General features: G+C 74.1%; 16 protein-coding genes. 6 read left to right on the top strand and 10 right to left on the bottom strand.

Annotation, left to right across the window (positions count from 1 at the left end; translation table 11 throughout):
* Window positions 1–6: 6 nt before the first annotated feature.
* The 5 genes from G011_RS0121410 to G011_RS0121390 form a co-directional block, all read right to left on the bottom strand.
* Complete coding sequence (locus tag G011_RS0121410) at window positions 7–645, bottom strand: isochorismatase family protein (protein WP_019610266.1); 639 nt, start codon at window positions 643–645, stop codon at window positions 7–9.
* Window positions 645–2012 carry an isochorismate synthase MenF gene (locus G011_RS30085; RefSeq protein WP_019610265.1) on the bottom strand — a complete coding sequence of 456 codons (1368 nt, stop codon included), beginning with the start codon at window positions 2010–2012 and terminating at the stop codon, window positions 645–647. The genes G011_RS0121410 and G011_RS30085 overlap by 1 nt, the downstream gene beginning before the upstream one ends.
* Window positions 2002–2763, bottom strand: coding sequence for a 2,3-dihydro-2,3-dihydroxybenzoate dehydrogenase (locus G011_RS0121400; protein WP_019610264.1), 762 nt, complete (start codon window positions 2761–2763; stop codon window positions 2002–2004). Before G011_RS0121400 ends, G011_RS30085 begins: the two co-directional genes overlap by 11 nt.
* Before the next feature lie 214 nt (window positions 2764–2977).
* Window positions 2978–3373: a Fur family transcriptional regulator gene (locus G011_RS0121395; RefSeq protein ID WP_019610263.1), complete on the bottom strand. Its 396-nt coding sequence runs from the start codon at window positions 3371–3373 to the stop codon at window positions 2978–2980.
* Window positions 3374–3920: 547 nt separating this feature from the next.
* The gene (locus G011_RS0121390) at window positions 3921–4676 is read right to left on the bottom strand and encodes a TetR/AcrR family transcriptional regulator (RefSeq protein ID WP_051104392.1); all 756 of its coding nucleotides are present in this window, start codon (window positions 4674–4676) and stop codon (window positions 3921–3923) included.
* A gap of 99 nt (window positions 4677–4775) precedes the next feature.
* Between G011_RS0121390 and G011_RS0121385 the strand changes: the two genes are divergently transcribed.
* The 3 genes from G011_RS0121385 to G011_RS0121375 all read left to right on the top strand — a co-directional run bounded on the left by G011_RS0121385 (window position 4776) and on the right by G011_RS0121375 (window position 8867).
* On the top strand, window positions 4776–7052 hold the full coding sequence (locus G011_RS0121385) for a glycoside hydrolase family 3 C-terminal domain-containing protein (protein ID WP_019610261.1): 2277 nt from the start codon (window positions 4776–4778) through the stop codon (window positions 7050–7052).
* 241 nt (window positions 7053–7293) lie between these two features.
* Window positions 7294–8151 carry an alpha/beta hydrolase gene (locus G011_RS0121380; RefSeq protein ID WP_019610260.1) on the top strand — a complete coding sequence of 286 codons (858 nt, stop codon included), beginning with the start codon at window positions 7294–7296 and terminating at the stop codon, window positions 8149–8151.
* Between the two features lie 245 nt (window positions 8152–8396).
* The gene (locus tag G011_RS0121375) at window positions 8397–8867 is read left to right on the top strand and encodes a hypothetical protein (protein WP_013152070.1); all 471 of its coding nucleotides are present in this window, start codon (window positions 8397–8399) and stop codon (window positions 8865–8867) included.
* A 69-nt stretch (window positions 8868–8936) separates the two neighbouring features.
* On the opposite strand, the gene G011_RS0121370 is transcribed toward G011_RS0121375, so the two are convergent.
* The gene (locus tag G011_RS0121370) at window positions 8937–9716 is read right to left on the bottom strand and encodes an alpha/beta hydrolase (RefSeq protein WP_019610259.1); all 780 of its coding nucleotides are present in this window, start codon (window positions 9714–9716) and stop codon (window positions 8937–8939) included.
* 226 nt (window positions 9717–9942) lie between these two features.
* Between G011_RS0121370 and G011_RS0121365 the strand changes: the two genes are divergently transcribed.
* Together G011_RS0121365 and G011_RS0121360 are read left to right on the top strand one after the other, a co-directional pair.
* The gene (locus G011_RS0121365) at window positions 9943–10452 is read left to right on the top strand and encodes a TspO/MBR family protein (protein WP_019610258.1); all 510 of its coding nucleotides are present in this window, start codon (window positions 9943–9945) and stop codon (window positions 10450–10452) included.
* 304 nt (window positions 10453–10756) lie between these two features.
* Window positions 10757–10984, top strand: coding sequence for a hypothetical protein (locus tag G011_RS0121360; protein ID WP_013152067.1), 228 nt, complete (start codon window positions 10757–10759; stop codon window positions 10982–10984).
* 133 nt (window positions 10985–11117) lie between these two features.
* Here G011_RS0121360 and G011_RS0121355 read toward each other — a convergent pair whose 3' ends face one another.
* Window positions 11118–12266 carry a helix-turn-helix domain-containing protein gene (locus tag G011_RS0121355; RefSeq protein WP_019610257.1) on the bottom strand — a complete coding sequence of 383 codons (1149 nt, stop codon included), beginning with the start codon at window positions 12264–12266 and terminating at the stop codon, window positions 11118–11120.
* Between the two features lie 278 nt (window positions 12267–12544).
* Between G011_RS0121355 and G011_RS0121350 the strand changes: the two genes are divergently transcribed.
* A complete protein-coding gene (locus G011_RS0121350) occupies window positions 12545–13843 on the top strand; it encodes a M20 family metallo-hydrolase (RefSeq protein WP_019610256.1) in 1299 nt (432 codons plus the stop codon).
* A gap of 247 nt (window positions 13844–14090) precedes the next feature.
* On the opposite strand, the gene G011_RS0121345 is transcribed toward G011_RS0121350, so the two are convergent.
* The 3 genes from G011_RS0121345 to G011_RS0121335 form a co-directional block, all read right to left on the bottom strand.
* The gene (locus G011_RS0121345; RefSeq protein ID WP_019610255.1) at window positions 14091–15425 is read right to left on the bottom strand and encodes an MFS transporter; all 1335 of its coding nucleotides are present in this window, start codon (window positions 15423–15425) and stop codon (window positions 14091–14093) included.
* Between the two features lie 156 nt (window positions 15426–15581).
* On the bottom strand, window positions 15582–17228 hold the full coding sequence (locus tag G011_RS0121340) for an amidohydrolase (RefSeq protein ID WP_019610254.1): 1647 nt from the start codon (window positions 17226–17228) through the stop codon (window positions 15582–15584).
* Window positions 17229–17639: 411 nt separating this feature from the next.
* Window positions 17640–18656: a LacI family DNA-binding transcriptional regulator gene (locus G011_RS0121335; RefSeq protein ID WP_019610253.1), complete on the bottom strand. Its 1017-nt coding sequence runs from the start codon at window positions 18654–18656 to the stop codon at window positions 17640–17642.
* Between the last annotated feature and the right edge of the window lie 103 nt (window positions 18657–18759).

Raw genomic sequence — 18759 nt, 5'->3', positions numbered from 1 at the left:
GGGCGCTCAGCCGTTCAGGGCGGCCAGAACCCCCTTGGTGCTCACCGTCCCGGCACAGCGGCGGGCGGCGTAGGACAGGGCCATCGCGTGGTCGCCCGCGGAGAAGTCCGCCACCGCGTCGGCCACCACGAAGGCCTGGACGTCGCGCATGAAGGCGTCGCACGCGGTCGTCAGGACGCCGATGTGGGCGTAGACGCCGCAGACGACCAGCTGGTCGCGGCCCGCGTCGCGCAGGTACTCCTCCAGACCGCTCCTGGCGAAGGCGCTGTAGCGCCACTTGGTCATGACGATCTCGTCGTCGGCGGGTTCCAGCCCCTCCACGATCGCGGTGTGGGCCGGGTCGTCCCGCAGCCCCTCGCCCCACAGGTCGGTGAGCAGCCCCCGGTCGTCCGGGTCCTGGGAGCCGGGCTGGGCGGTGTAGACGCGCGGAACGCCGAGTTCGGCGCACGCGCTCCGCAGGGCGCCGACGTTGGCGAGCAGGCTCGGCACCGGCTCCTCGTCCGGGGAGAAGGCGTCGAGGAAGTAGCGCTGCATGTCGTGGATGAGCAGGACGCAGCGGTCGGGGTCCACCGACCACGACATCCGGTTGTCGGGCAGGTCGCCCTCGCCAGGCATGGGGTAGGGCTCGATCGAGGGAAGGGACATCAGGGGTGTTCTCCAGGTGGTGTCGGAACGGGGATGGCGGGTTTCGCGGGGCCGCGCACCGGTGGGCCGGAACAGGGCGGCGGAACCCGGGCCGCCGGGTTCAGGGCGCCCGGGCCCAGGGCACCGGGATCGGGACCGGCGGAACCCGGCCCGACGGGCTCCAGCCCGAGGGCGTTGAGCATGGTGCGGAACTTGGCGCCGGTCTCCGCCGCCTCCTCGGCGGGCACGGAGTCCGCGACGATCCCGGCTCCGGCGAACAGGCGCGCCCGGGTTCCCGCGATCTCGGCGCAGCGCAGGGTGACGGCCCACTCCCCGTCGCCGTCGGCGTCGCACCAGCCGACGGCGCCCGCGTACAGGCCCCGGTCGAAGGGCTCCCACGCGCCGATGGCCCGTGCGGCGGCCTCGGCGGGCGTGCCGCAGACCGCGGGGGTCGGGTGCAGGACGGTGGCCAGTTCCAGCGCCGAGGGAAGGGGGTCCCGGAGCAGGCCGGAGAGGGGCGTACCCAGGTGCCACATGGTCGCGGTCGCGGTCACCGAGGGGGCCTCGGGAACGTCGAGCCGGGAGCAGAGCGGGCGCAGGCGTTCGGCGATGGCCTCCACCACGAAGGCGTGCTCGCGCAGGTCCTTGGCCGAGTCCAGCAGGGCCTCGGCGCGCTCGCGGTCGGTCTCCGGATCGGGGTGGCGCGGCGCGGAGCCCGCGAGCGGGTGCGAGCGCACCCGGGGGCCGCTGCGCGCGACGAGCAGTTCGGGGCTGGCCCCCACCAGGACCGGGGCCGGTCGCCGGAGGGGGTCCCGGTCCCGGCCGTCCGCCGCCCCGGGGCGCTCCCCGAAGACCTCCCCGGAGCCGAAGGCCCCCGCGGCGACCGCGAAGTTGAAGGCGCCCGGGTTGTCCGCGGTGAGGCGGGCCAGGACGCGGCCGGGGTCGAGGGGTTCCGCCAGGTCCAGCAGCAGGGTTCTGGCCAGGACGACCTTGTCCAGGCCCTCGCTGGAGAGGTGTTCGACGGCCAGTCCGACCAGGCGGGCGTAGTCGTCCGCGGAGGGCTCCTCGCGCAGGCGGTGCCGGGGCAGCGGCCCGCGCCGGGAGTCCCCGCCAGGGGCACCCGACGGGCGCGGGCCGGTGCGGACGACGTCCGCCGCCATGAGCGCGGCCGGGGCGTCCGGCCGGAAGGGCAGGGCGCCCACGACCCGGGGGTCGTCCCATCCGGCGGCGCGGGCATCGCGCAGGGCGGCCTCGGCCTCCTTGGCGAGGTCCGCGCCCCCGCCGGGCAGGGGGCGCGAGCGCCCCGGCGCGCCGTCGGCCGTCAGCGTGTGGTCGGGGGTGGACAGGACGAAGGGGCCGGGCAGGCTTCCCAGGGGTTCAGGCGCCAAGGCTCGCCCCTCCGTCCACGCGCAGGTCGTGCAGGGTGACGTGCCGGGCGCGCGGCGAGGCCAGGAAGGCGACGGCCTCCGCGACGTCCCCGGGCAGCGCCACCCGGCCCAGCGGGACGCCCGGGCGGAACGCCGAGGGGTCGTTGCCGGGCTCCGCCTCCGGGGAGGAGGGCCCGTCCTCCCACAGCTGGCGCCGCATCGGGGTGTCGGTCGATCCCGGGGAGACGACGTTGCAGCGGATCCCGTGGGGCCCCAGCTCCAGGCCCAGGCACAGCGTGAAGTGGGTCGCGGCGGCCTTGGACGCGGCGTAGGCGGCCATGGCGGCCCTGGGCACCGCGGCCGCGTCGGAGCTGACGGTGACGATGTTCCCGGCACCGCGCGGGACCATCACGCGGGCCGCGGCGCGGGAGACGTGGAAGACGCCGAGGGTGTTGACGTCGAAGACCTCCCGCCACACCCGGGAGGGGAAGCCGGTGACCGCGCCCCAGCGCAGCACACCGGCGACGTTGACCGCGGCGGTGACCGCGCCCAACTCCTCCTCGACCGAGGCCACGGCCCTCTCGACGGAGTCCTCGTCGGTGACGTCCACCGCGTAGTCGCGGACGCGGTGGCCCCGGTCGGTGAGTTCCGCGGCCAGAGCGCGGGCTCCCTCCCCGGCCACGTCCAGGGCCGCGACGCGGAAGCCCTGTTCGGCCATCCCCCGGACGACGGCGGAGCCGATGCCCCCGGCGGCCCCGGTCACCAGGGCCACACCGGGGTCTTGTGCAGAACGGGTCGTGGACACGACCCTCCTCTCGTGGAACACGGCAGCGGATCCCGGCGGCCCGTGGCCGGCGCGCCGCTCCCGACCGGGGTCCGTTTCCCGCGCCGCACCCGCCCGCGGGGGTGGTGCGGGCACCCGGGCGCGGACCGAAGCGCGGGGCCGAGAGCACAGGCCCGGAAAGCACGGACCCGGAAAGCGCTGCCTAGGTGCAACCCGGACACACGCCCGACAGCTCGAAGGAGTAGTCCAGGGAGCCGTAACCGCTGTCCTCGCGGATGCGTTCGACGACGCTCCCCAGCTCGTCCGCCTGCGCGATGTCCTCCACCCGCCCGCAGACCCGGCACAGCAGGTGGTGGTGACGGGAGGAGGTCCTGCACAGCCGGTAGAGGCGCTCCCCCTCGGGCGAGTGGAGGGTGTCGAGGACGCCCTCCTCCGCCAGCCGGTGGAGCGTGCGGTAGACGGTGGACAGGCTGGGCGGTCTGCGGGCGCGGGAGCGACCTCCGGAGAGGGCGAGGTGGATCTCGTGACAGCTGCGGAAGCGCGTGCTCCGACCCAGGGCCTTGAGGACGACGTCGTCGTACTGGGACACCCGGGGCATCTCAGACCGCCGCCCGGTCGGTCCTCACGGTGAACGGCGTGTCCGCCGCCCCCGGCGCCGGGCGCCGTCGCCTGCCTCCAGACACGTCACGGGCCTCCGGTCATGTGACACAGACTGCATGGAAATGATTTTCATAACCGTACCATGATCGCGCCCGTACCACCTCAAAACCTCCCTAACTACACTGGAATCCGGCCCCTGGGCCCCGCCGGAACCGTCGCCCGACCGGGCCGGGCACGCGCATCGCGGAAGCCGCCTCGGCGGAGGTCGTGGCACCCGGGGGCACGTTCACGAGGGTTCGTCCATCCCGGCTCCCGGCGCCCCGACCCGGCCCGGCCCGGTCCGGCCCTCACTACCGAACAGGCCCCGTCACCGAGCGCCCGGCACCCAGCACCGGCGGACGGTCGAAGCCCGCCCGGAGGCCGACCGGCACCGACGGACGGCACCGCTCCCGCGGCGCCGCAACCCGCCCGCACACCGGGCGGAGCCGCCCCCGGCTTCCGCGCGTGGACGCCCAACCCCGAACGGGCGGGGCCCGGGCCCGGCGTCACCCCTCGGCGGTGGAGCCCCCGGGAACCGGGCCGTCGGGGGCCGCGCCCCCGGAAACCCGCCCCTCCCCTGCCGGGTCCGGCCCGGCGGCCCGCAGGCCGACGAGGCCGAGGAAGTGGGCCATGTGGTCGGCCATGTCCACGCCGGAGTCGTAGGACCACTGCGCCTGGAGGCCGTCCATGAGGGCCACGGCCAGCACCGCCAGTCGGTCGGCGTCCTGCTCCGTGGAGAACCGCCCCTCCGCCTGGAGGCGCCGGATCTCCTCCGCGATGATCCCGCGGGCCGTGGCGTAGCGATCCCGGAAGAAGTCGTGGGCGGGGTGCCCCTCCTCGGCGGCCTCCGCGGACAGGCGCGAGTACAGCTGCACGAGGCCCGGCACCCCGGCGTTGTGCCGGACCAGCCGCACCAGCGCACCGGCGATGCCGGGGTGCCCGGCGGCGTCAGGACCGCGCCCGGCGCCGTCGGGGCTTCCACCGGCACCGTCGGGACGCCCAACACCGGCCTCGGAACCCCGGTCGGCGCCCTCCCCGTAGGCCAGCCGGTCGAGTTCGTCGCGGTGGCGCAGCACCTCGACGAAGAGCCGTTCCTTGCTCCCGAAGTGGTGCAGCAGGCCGTTCTGGCTGAGTCCGACCGCGTCGGCGATCTCGCGCACCGTCGCGCGGCTGTACCCGTCGCGTCCGATGACGGTGAGCGCCGCGTCGAGGATCTCCCCGCGCTTGGCCACGCCCTTCGCGTAGGAGCCTCGTCGTGCCATGGCGCGACTGTAGCACTTGCCGCGCGAAAACCGCATGACGTACTGTTTTCGCACGGACGCGTCACCGACCCGCGTTTCCCCGGACAGGAGCGAGCAGCCATGACCCACGACCCGACCGACCTGAGCGGGCTCACACTGGCGGAGAAGGCCTCGCTGAGCAGCGGCGCCGACTTCTGGACGACCAAGGCCGTGGGAGACGTCCCCTCGCTCGTGCTCACCGACGGGCCGCACGGCGTGCGCCGACAGGCCGGTGCCACCGACCACCTGGGCCTGGCGGAGAGCCTGCCCGCGACCTGCTTCCCGCCCGCCGTCGGCCTGTCCCAGAGCTGGGACCCCGACCTGGTCGGGCGGGTGGGCGCGGCCCTGGGCGCCGAGGCCGGGGCGCTGGGCGTGGACGTACTCCTGGGCCCGGGGATCAACATCAAGCGCGACCCGCGCGGCGGGCGCAACTTCGAGTACTTCTCCGAGGACCCCCTCCTCACCGGCGTCCTGGGCGGTGCCTGGGTGAGCGGCCTCCAGAGCACCGGCGTGGGCGCCTCGCTCAAGCACTTCGCCGCCAACAACGCCGAGCACGACCGGATGCGCTCCAGCTCCAACATCGACCCGCGCACGCTGCGCGAGATCTACCTGCGCGCCTTCCAGAAGGTCGTGCGCACGTCCGCCCCGTGGACCGTGATGTGCTCCTACAACCGCATCAACGGCGTCTACGCCTCGGAGGACCACTGGCTGCTCACCACGGTGCTGCGCCAGGAGTGGGGCTTCGACGGCGTGGTCGTGAGCGACTGGGGCGCGGTGCAGGACCGGCCCGCCGCGGTCGCCGCCGGGTTGGACCTGGAGATGCCCGGTGACGGCGGCGCGAGCGACGCGCGGCTCCTCGCGGCCGTGGAGGCCGGGGCCTGCTCGACGGAGGACGTGGACACGGCCGCCTCCCGTGTGGCCGCCCTGGCCGCCAGGGCGCGCGGCTCCCGCCGGGACCGCGCGGCGGACCCCGAACGCGCCCTGGAGGTCGGCGCGCGGGAGATCGAGGACCACCACGCCCTCGCCCGCGAGGTGGCCGCGCGGTGCGTCGTTCTGCTCAAGAACGACGGCGCGCTCCTGCCGCTCGCGCCGGACGGGTCCGTCGCGGTGATCGGCGGCTTCGCCCGGAACCCGCGTTACCAGGGCGGCGGCAGCTCCCACGTGAACCCCACGCGCGTGGACGTCCCTCTGGAGGAGATCCGCGCCCTGGCCGGTTCCGGCGCGGTCACCTTCGCCCCCGGCTACGCCGACCAGGCGCAGGACGGTACGGAACCGGGCGACGCGGCGGCCCTGCGTGAGGAGGCGGTGCGCGCCGCGTCCGCGGCGGACACCGCCGTGGTCTTCCTGGGCCTGGCCGAGCACCAGGAGTCCGAGGGCTTCGACCGGGAGCACATCGAACTCCCCGCCGAACAGCTCGACCTGCTCGCGGCCGTCGTGCGGGCGCAGCCCCGCACGGTCGTCGTGCTCTCCCACGGCGGCGTGCTGCGGCTCGCCCCCGTCGCCGAGCTGGCCCCCGCGGTCCTGGACGGGGCCCTCCTGGGCCAGGCGGGCGGCGGCGCGGTCGCCGACGTGCTGTTCGGCCGGGTCAACCCGTCGGGGCGGCTCGGCGAGACGGTGCCGGTCCGGTTGCAGGACACTCCCGCCTACCTCAACTTCCCCGGGGAGAACTCCGCGGTGCTCTACGGCGAGGGCCTGTACGTGGGCTACCGCTGGTACGACGCCCGCGACATGGAGGTGGCCTTCCCCTTCGGGCACGGCCTGTCGTACACGAGCTTCGCCTACTCCGACCTCGAACTGGAGCAGGACGGCGCCGGGATCACGGCGCACCTGACCGTGACCAACACCGGGGACCGGACCGGGCGCGAGGTCGTGCAGTTCTACGTCGCCAAGCCCGACTCGGCCGTGTCGCGGGCGCCGCGTGAGCTGAAGGGCTTCACGGGCGTGACCCTGGAACCCGGTCGCAGCGAGCGCGTCAGCGTCCTGCTGTCCCGCGAGGACCTGGCGTACTGGGAGGTGCGGGCCGACCGCTGGGTGGTCGAGGGCGGCGAGTACGTGGTGTCGGCGGGCGCTTCGAGCCGCGACCTGCGGGCCACGGCGGCGATCGCCGTCGAGGGCGACACGCTGCGCCTGCCGGTGACGCTCGACTCCACGCTGGGCGAGGTCATGGCCGTCCCCGGGGCGGCGGCCCTCCTCGCCCGGGCCTTCACGCCTCCGGCGGCCGAGGGCTCCGACAACGCCATGGGGATGGACATGGCGCGGATGATGGCCTCGATCCCGATCCGCCGCCTGGCGAGCTTCGGCCCGACGGGTCTGGACGAGCTCGAAGCACTCGTCGCGAGGATCAACGCCGAGGGCTGAGCGGCCGACCCGGCCGGGCCCGCCGCGCTCGCGACGCGGACCCGATCCGCCGGGCCGCCCTCACAGGGGCGGCCCGGCGTCCGGAGGGGGCCGGTCCGGGGTCCGGAGGGGGCCGGTCCGGGGTCCCTGCCACCACCCGGCCGGTCCCAGCTCTCCGGCCGGGCGGCCCTCCCTCCGCCTGCCCCGTCCCTCCCCGCGCGGGGCCCTGTACCGGCGGGGCGGCAGCGGGGATACTGGGGCGATGTTCGAGGGCTTCACCTCCCGGTACGTCCCGCTCGGCGACGCGACCGTCTTCGTACGCCACGGCGGCCGGGGCCCGGCCGTGCTGCTGCACGGCCACCCCCGCACCTCGGCGACCTGGCACCGCGTCGCGCCCCTCCTGGTCGAACAGGGCTTCACCGTGGTCTGCGCCGACCTGCGGGGCTACGGGCGCTCGCGCGGTCCCGCGCCCTCGCCGGACCACACCAACCACTCCAAACGCGCGGTCGCCTCGGACATGGCGGCGGTGATGCGCCTGCTGGGCCACGACCGGTTCGCGCTCGTCGGCCACGACCGGGGCAGCTACGTGGCCCTGCGGTTGACCCTGGACCACCCCGGCCTGGTCTCCCGGGTGGCGCTCATCGACTGCCTGCCCATCAGCGAGCACCTGTCGCGGATCACGCCCGAGTTCGCCACGCGGTGGTGGCACTGGTTCTTCTTCGCCCAGCCGGAGGTTCCCGAGCGCGTCATCAACGCCGACCCCGACCGCTGGTACACCGGCGACCCGCGGAGCATGGGCCGGGAGAACCACGAGGAGTGGCTGCGGGCGGTACGCGACCCCGAGGTGGTGCGGGCGATGCTGGAGGACTACCGCGCCGGTCTGACCGTCGACCGGGCCCATGAGGAGGCCGACCGCGCCGCCGGGGTACGCGTCCGGTGCCCCGCGCTGGTCCTGTGGTCGCTGCGGGACGACCTGGAGGAGCTGTACGGCGATCCGCTGCGTGTCTGGCGGTCCTGGGCGGACGACGTCCGCGGCCACGGCATCGACTCGGGCCACCACGTCGCCGAGGAGGCCCCCGAGGAGCTGGCCGCGGCCCTGGGCGGCTTCCTCACCGGGTGAGCCTCCCCCGCCCGCGGTCTCCGCCCCCCGGCGCCGGTTCGGGTGGAGGGCCCCGGTGCCCCCGGAACCCGCGTGATCCGCGTGATCCGCGACGGACAGTAGGAACCCGACCCGGGTCTGTGTCGTTGCACCTCCGTAGCACTCATCCGAGTTTTTCGACGAAAACGCTGGGAATGCGTTCGGGAAGTAGCCGATGACTGGGTAGAGGGCTGGAGATGTGCCAAAGCAGACAGCCGGAGGTTGAGATGACGCAGGCTATCGGCGACCCCGGACCGATCGTGCGCGCGCTGACCGCTCTGGGGCTCCCTCCCGTGTTCGATCCCCAGCATCGCAGCAGCGGCGCGCACGAGGAGGACGTGCCCGCGCTCGCGCAGAGTCTGATCGCCGCGGCGGAGATCCAGGCCGGTCCGGATTCGGTGCGCCCCGCCGAGGGAGCGCCCAACGCGTGGGCCCACGCGGTACAGGACCGGGAGGTGGGGCAGGCCCTGCTGTACCGCAGGATGGAGCGGACCGTCAGCGACTGGCAGTGGGCGACCGACCCGGCCCCCTCACGGCCGGGTGCGGCTGCGGAGGCGGCGATGTGCGCGGCGCACGCGCTCATCGCCGTGCACTCGGCTCCGGACGGACACCACGTCCAGGCCGCGCTGGACGAGGCGGAGGACGCGCTGTTGGCCGCCGTGGTGCTGGTACGCGGCTCCCGCTCCGCCGCCGCGTGAGGCCCTACTCCCCCTCGTGCCAGGAGTCCGTACCGCCTCGGGGGTGCGGACTCCTGGCACGTGCGGGCCCTACCGGTCCAGAAAGTCCACCGTCACCTCGGCGAGGCGGTGGTGGGCCTCGGCGTCGTCGATGTCGGCGGGCAGGTCCCCCGACTGGTCCCCGTAGGCGCCGAACTGGGCGTGGTTCATCCCCTGGACCTGGTGCGTGTGCGCGTCGGGCGGCAGGTTCGGGCGGTTCTCCTCGACCGTCGCCGGATCGGACAGGCCGTCGCGGCTGCCCGAGACCGAGATGACGGCGAGGTCCTCGCGCCCGGCCAGGCCCGCGCCCTCCGTGGCGTAGGAGCCCCACAGGACCAGCCCGACGACCGTGTCGTCCGTGCGTCCGCCGAGGTGGGAGGCGGCCATGGCACCGCCCAGCGAGTGCCCGCCCACGTACCACGCGTCGACGCCGTCGCCGTGGTCGGCGATGGCGCGGTCGGCGCGGTCGGTGTCGAACACCGCGAAGTTCAGCGGCATACGCGGGATGACCACCCGCACGGCGGTGTCGGCGGCGACCAGCGCCCAGGGCGCGGCGTAGGCCTCGGGTGCGACGCGCGCGCCCGGGTAGAAGACGACTCCGGCCCCGGGAGGGGCGTGGGTGGAACTGACGACCACGGCGTCGTCGGTGACGGCCACCTCCACGCCGGGGGTGGCCACGGCCTCGCGCAGCGCCCGCGGCTCCGCCTGGTAGGGATTGAGCGCCCAGACGGCGAAGCCGCCGACCGCGAGGACGAGCAGGAGCGTCAGGGCGAGCGCGGCGATTCCCAGCGCCTTCGCGGCGCGGCCGCGTTCGCGGTTCTTTTTCTTCACGCTTTCCAAGATACTTGTTTACTGAGGAAAGAACGGAGGTAGCGGTACAGGGACACACGGTCGCGGGCCGCCTCCGCACGGACACCGGCACGACCGGACTCCGGCACGGGACGGATTCCGGAACCGGCTCGACCGGACTCCGTCACCGACCGGGTTCCAGCACCGGCCGGTCTCCGGAGCGGACCGGGCGCCCGCACCGACCAGACGCCGACCCCGGGGAGAAGCCATGACCGCCGCGACCGCCTCACCCGCCCCCTCCACCCGCGCGTCCCTGCTGGGCCTGGCCGGGTTCGCCGCCGCCGTCACCGCCGCCGCGCTCGTCGGGGTGCTCTCCAGCACCAGCACCGCCGCGGAGTACGCCGCCCTGCGCCAGCCCTCGTGGGCCCCGCCCTCCTGGGTGTTCGGCCCGGTGTGGACCACGCTGTACGCCATGATCGCCGTGTCGGGCTGGCTGGTCTGGCGCCGCCACGGCTGGCGCGGCGCCCGCCCCGAGCTGACGCTCTACTTCGTCCAGCTCGCGCTGAACGCGGCGTGGACGCCGCTGTTCTTCGCCGCCGGTCTGCGCGGGGTGGCCCTGGTCGACATCTGCCTGCTGGTGGTGGCGCTGACGGCGACCATCGTGCTGTTCGCCCGCCGGTCCCGGTGGGCGGCGGTCCTGCTGGTGCCCTACTGGGCCTGGACGGCCTTCGCGACCGCGCTCAACCTCTCCGTCTGGTGGCTCAACACCGGCGGCTGAGGCGCGGCACGTCGCGGGCGCAACCCCGGGATGGTTTTCGGCCAGGAAAGAAACCCCTTTGTGGCCCTGGGTAGATCGCCCGACTCGGGACTCGGCCCCGCTCCGAACGCCAGAGCGTGTTCCCGCAGTTCACACACTCCTTTCGCCACGTTCACCCGGGTTCGGCGCGCACCGAAGGAGCGACACGGGACACACGAAAATCGCTGTCCTGATTTTTATCGTTCCGTTATGGGGGAATGACTTGGGCATCAGACGGAGAGTGCTGCCGTCACACAGGAGGAGTACCGAGAAAGAAAGAGGAAGCATGCGGATCATCCAGCCGAGCATGAAGCGCATCAAGCTGGTCGTGCCCGACACCGTCGATTTCGTCGGCATCCGCGACCTCGACGGGACCTTCACCAAGGTGGCCTCCCCACAGAAGAGCTACCGCTTCAAGCGTGAGGACGCCTCCTTCGACTTCGCCTCCACCGGAAAGACCGTGGAGGAGGACGGAGACAAGGCCGAGGTCTTCACGGCGGTGAGTGTGAAGTAACGGCGTCCCCACACGCCTCCCCAGGAAACCCCCCAGACAGCGTCGGAGTACGAGCGCCAGAGCACGGAGGTCCTCACGTGCGGCCCGGAACCCCTCCCGGGCCGCACGTGCTCTGTGCGCGGCCGCCCGTCAGCTAGCGGCCCGAGAACAGCACCAGGGCCTGGGCCGCCTCGGCCGGGACGGTCAGATCCAGGCCCGTGGTCTCACGGAACGCCTGGAGCCGGTTGACCACCGTGTTGCGGTGGCAGTACAGGGCCTCGGCGGTGGCCTTGACCGATCCCGTCGCGGCGTAGTGGGTCAGCGTCTCCAGCAGCCGCGCCCGGCTGTCCCCGTCGAGCCGCTCGAAGCGCTCCACCCGGTCGCGTCCGAAACCGGGGATCAGTCCGCGCAGCTGGTCGTGGGCGATGGCGGACCAGACGTCCTCCTCGCGGACGAACCCGCCGCCGGTGCCGGCGTAGCCGGACAGGACGCGGGCCGCCTCGACGGAGGCGGGGACCGCGGCCAGCCCCCGCACCCGCGCGACCAGTCCCCCCGAAGTCCCCGGGGGCAGGTCCGGCCACGGCGTGCGGGCGGTCTCGCGCACCAGGGCGACGCCGTCGTCGAACTCCCACGCCAGGCCCCCGTCGCGTTCGCGGACCCGGGCCGCGGGCCGCTGCTCCCGCTCCGGGGACGGCACGACGAAGGCCACGTCGAAGGTCCCGTGCTCGGGGAGCCCCAGGGTGCCCGCCACCTCGGAGGCCACGGCGGCGGCCCGGCTCCCGGAGTTGAGCAGCCGGGAGAACGCCTGGGCCGCCGCCGCCCGGGAGTCGCGTTCCAGGGCGGCCCTCTCCTCCAGGAAGGCGGCCTGCACGTCGCTGATGTACTGCTCGACCGTGGTGAGGATCTCCTCGGCGTGCAGCACGAGGATCTGTGAGGATCCCGGCCCGCCCGCGCGCACCAGACCCGCCCAGAGCACGCGGAAGTCGAGCCGGACCGCCTCCAGCAGGTGCTCGCGCGCCACACCCTGGCGGGCCCGGCGCACGCCCAGGCGGGTGGAGAGGTCGCGCAGGTGGTCGGGCAGGGGCACCCCGGCGATCCGCCGGGTGAGCATGTCGAAGGTCTCCGTGGCGCTCTGGCGCAGGTCGGTGTCGGGGACCATGCCGTCGGTGTAGTTGCCCAGGGCCGCCAGGCGCTGGAGGAAGTCCTCGACGAGGTTCTCCCGGTCCTCGGCGAGCCGTTCGACCATGCCCGCCCAGGACCGGGGCTCCTCGGCGGGCGGGTCCTGCTCCGCGGGGTCCGTCACGGCCGCCTCCCTTCGTACGTCTCGACGGCTTCCGGTGTCCGGGCTCGACGTGCGGCGCTCGGCACTCGGCACTCGGCGTGCGACGCGCGGTGTCCAGAGCCTGCGTTCGGCACCCGGCACCCGCGCTCGGCATCCGGCACCGAGTCTATGTGCACATGCACAGCACCCCCGGGGAATCTTGTGTGGATGACGATTGAGCGGCGCGGGGCGCGTGGCGAGGATGGACGTGGCCCACGCCCGGCCCACGCGACCCGACGTTCTCCGAGAGGAACACCGCCATGACCGCACACGAACAGGGCCCGTCACAGGACGCGGCATCCGCCGACGCCCGCTTCCTGGAGGACTTCCGGGCCATGAGCGCCTTCGGCGCCACGCCGTCGGGGGGCGTCGACCGGCAGGCCGCCACCGGGCCCGACATCGCCCAGCGGCGGTGGCTGGAGGGACTGCTGGTCGAGCGTGGGCTGCGGGTGGTCTACGACCGCATCGGCAACCAGTTCGGCCTACTGGAGCGGGTGCCGGGCGCCCCCTACGTGGTCGTCGGCTCGCACATGGACTCCCAGCCCACGGCGGGGCGCTACGACGGGGCCTACGGCGTGCTGGCCGCCGCCCACGCCGTCTTCCGGATCGCCGAGCAGGACGCCGCCGGAGCCCCCGCGCCCGTGTACAACCTCGCGGTCGTGAACTGGTTCAACGAGGAGGGCTCGCGCTTCACGCCCTCCATGATGGGCAGCGCCGTCTACACCGGCGCGCTTCCGCTGGAGACGGCACTGGCCGCGCGCGACGCGGCCGGGGTCACGGTGGCCGAGGCCCTGGCCCCGACGGGCTTCCTGGGTGGGGACGACGGCCCCGAGGCCGCCTTCTGCGCCGAGATCCACGTCGAGCAGGGGCGCGTCCTGGAGGAGTCCTCCACCACGATCGGCCTGGTCAGCGCCAGTTGGGCCGCGCGCAAGTACGCGGTCACCGTCCACGGGGAGCAGGCGCACTCGGGGGCGACCGTGATGGCCGACCGCCGCGACGCGCTCGTGGGCGCCTCCATGCTGGTCGTGGCCGCGCGCGAGCTGGCCGACCGGTTCCCCGGGGTCCTGCACACGGCCGTGGGACAGTTCGACGTCTACCCGAACTCGCCGGTGGTGGTGCCCTCGCGCGTCGAGCTGCTGCTCGACCTGCGCTCGCACGACGAGGAGGTGCTCGCCGAGGCCGACCGGCTGTTCCAGGAGCAGGTCGCCCGCATCGAGGCGGCGGCCTCCGTCACCGTGGAGCAGACCCTCTCCCACTCCTGGGGCGTCAACCCCTACCAGCCCGAGGGCGTGGCCCTGGCCCGCGCCAGCGCCCGGAGCCTGGGCCTGAGCAGCGGCGAGGTCATGACCGTGGCCGGGCACGACTCGATCAACATGAAGGAGCGCGTGCCCACCGTCATGCTCTTCGTGCCCTCGGTCGGGGGCGTGTCCCACAACGAGGGCGAGTACACCGAGGACTCCGACCTGGTCGCGGGCCTGGCGGTGCTCACCGACGTGGTCCGGCGGCTCGGCGCGGGCGAGCTGGCCGCCGACGGGTCCTACACGCCCGGACGCGCGTGAGCGCACCGCCCGGCCCCTGAGCCGGAGAGCACCGAGGGGCCCGCGCGACGTCGCGCGGGCCCCTCGCCGCGTCCGGGAGCGAAACACCGAACACGGACCCCCGCACCGGGAAGGACGGCCGCCCCGTCATCGGGCGGCGCGGTACCCGCCGACTCCCCGTGCGCGCGGTGTGGAACGGGCCCGAACGGCGGAACGGGCGGTGACCGGGAGCCCCCGGTCACCGCCCGTCGCTTTGCGTCCTACGGTGTCAGCGCACCACCACGTCGTCGCGCACGCGCAGCCGCTCGCCGTAGAAGCCGCCGACCGCCGTGACCAGGGCGATCCCCAGGAACAGCACCGAGGCGACCCAGGACCGGCCGCCCGCGCTCTCCAGCAGGGCGGTCGCGATGAACGGCAGGAAGCCGCTCAGGGCGCCGGCCAGGTTGTAGGCCAGCGCGACGCCGCTGTAGCGCAGGTTCGCCGGGAACAGCTCGGTGAGCAGCGCGCCGGAGACCGCGTAGGCGATGGACAGGAAGCCCACGCCCCCGGCCACCGCCAGCACCACCAGCACCGGCGAGGTCGTGTCGATCAGCCAGAACACCGGGAAGGCGATCACCGCCGTGGCGATACCGCCCCACATGGTGACGCGCCCGGGGCCGAGCTTCTCGGCCAGACGCCCGAAGTAGACGATCACGCCGATCTGCACCACCGCGGCGACCAGGGTGGCGTTGACCATGAGGCTGCGCGACAGTCCGAGGGTGTCGGTGCCGTAGCTGATGGCGAACGTCGTCATGACGTAGAAGCCGCCGACGCCCAGCATGGCGGACGCGATCGCGATGAGGAGCCTGCCCCACGCGTGGCGGAACACGTCGACCGCGGGGACCTTGGAGCGCGCCTCCTGCTTCTCCATCTCCTCGAAGACCGGCGACTCCTCCACCTTCTGGCGGATGTAGACCGCGACCAGCAGCAGCGGGAAGGCCGCGAGGAACGGCAGGCGCCAGCCCCAGGAGTCGAACTGCTCGGCGGGCAGGAGCAGGACCAGCGAGAACGCGCCCGAGGAGAGCAGGGTGCCCACGGGCGACCCGATCTGCGGCAGGGCCGCGTAGCGCCCGCGCTTCTCCGGCGGGGCGTGCTCGACGGCGATGGTCACCGCGCCGCCCCACTCGCCGCCGACCGCGACGCCCTGCACGAGCCGGAGCAGGGCCAGCAGCAGCGGAGCGGCGATGCCAATCGAGGCGAAGTCGGGCAGCAGGCCGATGAGGCCGGTGGCCACACCGATGGAGACCACGGTGATCAGCAGCGCTGGTCGCCGTCCGATCCGGTCGCCCATCCAGCCGAACAGCACCGCGCCCAGCGGACGCGCGACGAAGCCGACGCCGAAGGTGGCGAACGCGGCCAGGGTGGCGGCCGTGGCGTCCAGCGTCGTGAAGTACAGCCGGTTGAACACGAGCGCGGCGGCCGTGCCGAAGAGGAAGTAGTCGTACCACTCCAGTGCGGTGCCGACGAAGGCCGCGAAAGCGATCCGGCCCGCCTCGCGACCGCTCACCACCGGCCCGCCGCGTGCCGGGCGCTCCTCGGTCGCCTCTGGGTCGAGGTCACTCATCCTTGGTTTCTCCTATTCGCTGTCCGCGCCGGCGGCGGCGCGGTGTTCAGGGGATGGGGCGGGGCCGGACGGGCGTTCGCCCGGTGCCGCCCGTCGGACACGGACAGGGCCGAACCCGGGTTGGACCGGGCCGGGCCGGAGTCGTGTCGGGCCGGGTCAGGTCAGACCGTCGAGGTCGTCCGCCCCGTGCACGCACTCCCCGCCGACGAGGGTCGCCAGGACGCGGATCGTGCCGATGCCCTCCTCCGCGGTGTCCACGGGGTCGCGGTCCAGGACCACCAGGTCGGCGAGCTTCCCCGGGGTCAGGCTGCCCCTGCGGTGCTCGTCGTGGCTGGCCCAGGCCGCGTCCATCGTGTAGGCCCGCAGGGCCTGTTCTGCGCTGACACGCTCGTCGGCGGCCAGAACGGTTCCCGAGGCGGTCATGCGCTCCACCATCGACTCCATGCCCAGGAGCGGCGCTCCCGGGGCGACCGGCCGGTCCGAGCTGCCCGGAACGCGCAGCCCGTGGTCGAGGAAGGACCGGTGCCGGTAGAGCCAGGGCACGCGGTCCGGGCCCACTGCGGCGGCCATGCCGTCGCCCAGGGCGTACAGGAACCGGGGCTGGGGCACGGGGACCAGACCCGCCTCGGCGATGCGGGGCAGCTGGTCCGGGCGCACCACGCCCGCGTGCTCGATGCGGTGGCGCACGTCGGGGCGCGGCAGCGCGCGCTGCGCCTCGGCGAACGCCTCCAGGGCGACGTCGACGGCGTCGTCGCCGATGGCGTGCGCGGCCACGCGCCACCCGGCCCGGTGGGCGGCCACGACCAGCGCGCGCATCTCCTCCGGGGAGTTCTGGTACACGCCGTGGCCGTGCCCGCAGAGCGGTTCGGTGACGGCGGCGGTGCGGCCGATGAGGGATCCGTCGAGCCAGATCTTCATCGGCCCCAGGCGCAGCCGGTCGTCGCCGAAGCCGGTGCGGATCCCCAGGTCGATGCCGGTGTCGATCCCGTCGTCGGCGTGCCCGCCCAGCGGGTGCATGTTGTCGGCGGCGACCATGAGCTCGACCCGGGGAAGCAGCTCGCCGCGGTCGCGGGCGAGCTGGTAGGCGGCGGCCTCCACGGGGGTGCGGCCGATCAGCCCGCGCCCGATGCCCGCCTCCACGACGTGGGTGAGGCCCTCGGAGGCGTAGACCCGGGAGGCGCGCGCGAGCGCGTCGGCGAGCTCGGTCACCGGGTAGGGCATGACCAGCGCGGTCACCAGTTCCTGCGCGCGCTCCTGGAGCAGGCCGGTCGGGGCGCCCGCGCCGTCGCGGACGATCACTCCCCCGTCCAGGTCGGCCGCGACGGTGTCGGACACGGCCGTGTCGATCCCGGCCTGGCGCAGGACCGCGCTGCTGACGGTGCACATGTGGCCGGAGCGGTGCTTGAGCCAGACGGGTCGGCCGCCCCCGGCCCGGTCGAGGCCGTGGCGGTCGGGGTGGGCGCCGAGCAGGGCGTCGTCGTAGCCGGAGCCGACGATCCACGTGTCCTCGGGCAGCGTCGCGGCCGCGCGGGCGACCGCGTCGTAGAGGGCGTCCAGGGTGGACACCGTCTCCAGCTCCAGCTCGGCGAGCGACTGTCCGAACCACGCCATGTGGTTGTGCGCGTCCCCGAACCCGGGGACGACCACGGCGCCGCCGCAGTCGACCGTCCTGCGCGCGGGCAGGTCGGCGACCTCCTCGTCCAGGCCGAGGACGCGCCCGGCGGCGATGCCGAGCACCGTGGCGAAGGGCCGGTCGTCGTCGACCGTGCGGATGCGGGCGTTGGTCAGTTTGAGGTCGAGCATGCTGGAGGCGTTCTCCGTGGGGTGCAGCGGTCGGGACGGTCGCGGCGGACGCACCGCGCGCAGGCTCGGCGGCGGGCGTGGACGCGCCCGCGCCGGGGCGGACGCACGCGCCTTCCGCATCTGCCGGTGCCGCACGGTTCACGCCGCCCCCACCTGGGATTTCCTTCCAGGTTGCAGCAACTGTGAGCTGGCGAACAATGGCGATTCGCATCGGATTGGGCACGCGGCGATAGGCATGTGCACAACGACCGCCCGGTGCGCGACATTTCCGAAACACGCACGTCATACGCCGTTACCTACGCGGTGTCACATCGCACAGTCACACGTGCGGGGCGGAGGACGGCCCGAACCCGACGCCTCCGTGCCGCGCCCGGTGCCCGGACGCGCGAACGCCTGGGCCGTGGTCCCCCGTCAGCGCCAGGGGCCCGGGCCGGTGGACTCGCGCCACAGGATCGTGTTGAGCGGCTCCCGTCCGACTTCCGCCACCGTGCCCCGCACGGCCGCGACCAGGCGGCGCATGGCGTTGACGCCCAGCCGTTCGAGGTCCACGTCGACCGTCGTGAGCGAGGGAGACAGGTAGGCGCCCACGGGGTTGTTGTCCCACCCCGTCACGCTCAGGTCGCCCGGCACGCTCCACCCGCGCTCCATCGCCGCGCGGACCGCGCCCGCCGCGACCACGTCGTTGCCCGCGATGACGGCGCTGACCCCGCTGTCCTCGGGCAGGGAGCGCACGGCCTCGGCGCCGGACTCGGCCGACCAGTCGCCGTCGAACACGCCGTGGGACTCCAGCCCCAGGCGTTCGACCGCCTCCAGGTAGGTCTGTCTGCGCCCCCGCGCCGAGGCGTACTGGAGGGGGCCGGACACGTGCAGGAAGCGCCGGTGCCCGGCCTTGGCCAGCCCCTCGACGAGGTCGGCGACGACCGACCCGTCGGCGATCTCGCCCAGACCGCGCATCTCGTCGTCGTAGTCGGCGGAGACGACCACGGAGGCGCCCTCGCCCGTGTCCCGGAGGCTGTCGGGGGCGACGGGTGCCAGGGACAGGACGCCCTCCACCTGGCCCGACCCGGCGAGTTCGAGCATGCGCTCGGGCCGGGCCCCGACCCCGCCGTCCACGCTCACCGCCTCGACGACGAACCCCTCCGCGTGCGCGGTCGCGATGGCCCCGGCCAGCAACCGGCTCGGGTTGGCGCCGGGCACGCCGGGCAGGAGGATCGCCAGGCGCCCGGTCCGGCGCGTGCGCATCGACCGGGCCACCAGGTTGGGGCGGTAGTCGAGCTCCCGGATCGCGGCGTCGACGCGCTCGCGGGTCGTCTCCTTGAGCCCGCCCTCGAAGCGCAGGTAGCGCGAGACGGTCTGGTGGGAGACGCCCGCCAGGCGGGCGACCTCCATGATGGTCGGTCGTCGCCTGGGCTGTTCGGGCTCGGCCATCGGCTCCTCCTCGGGCGGGCCCGTCGGCGGCGTCCGTCGGCGGGGTCGGTCTTGACGGTGGATGTGAACGATCACTATTTTAGACCCGGCCGCAGAAAGTGAA

The sequence above is a fragment of the Nocardiopsis sp. CNS-639 genome, from assembly GCF_000381685.1.
Classification (GTDB): domain Bacteria; phylum Actinomycetota; class Actinomycetes; order Streptosporangiales; family Streptosporangiaceae; genus Nocardiopsis; species Nocardiopsis dassonvillei.
This window is presented reverse-complemented; position numbering and strand designations above follow the sequence as displayed.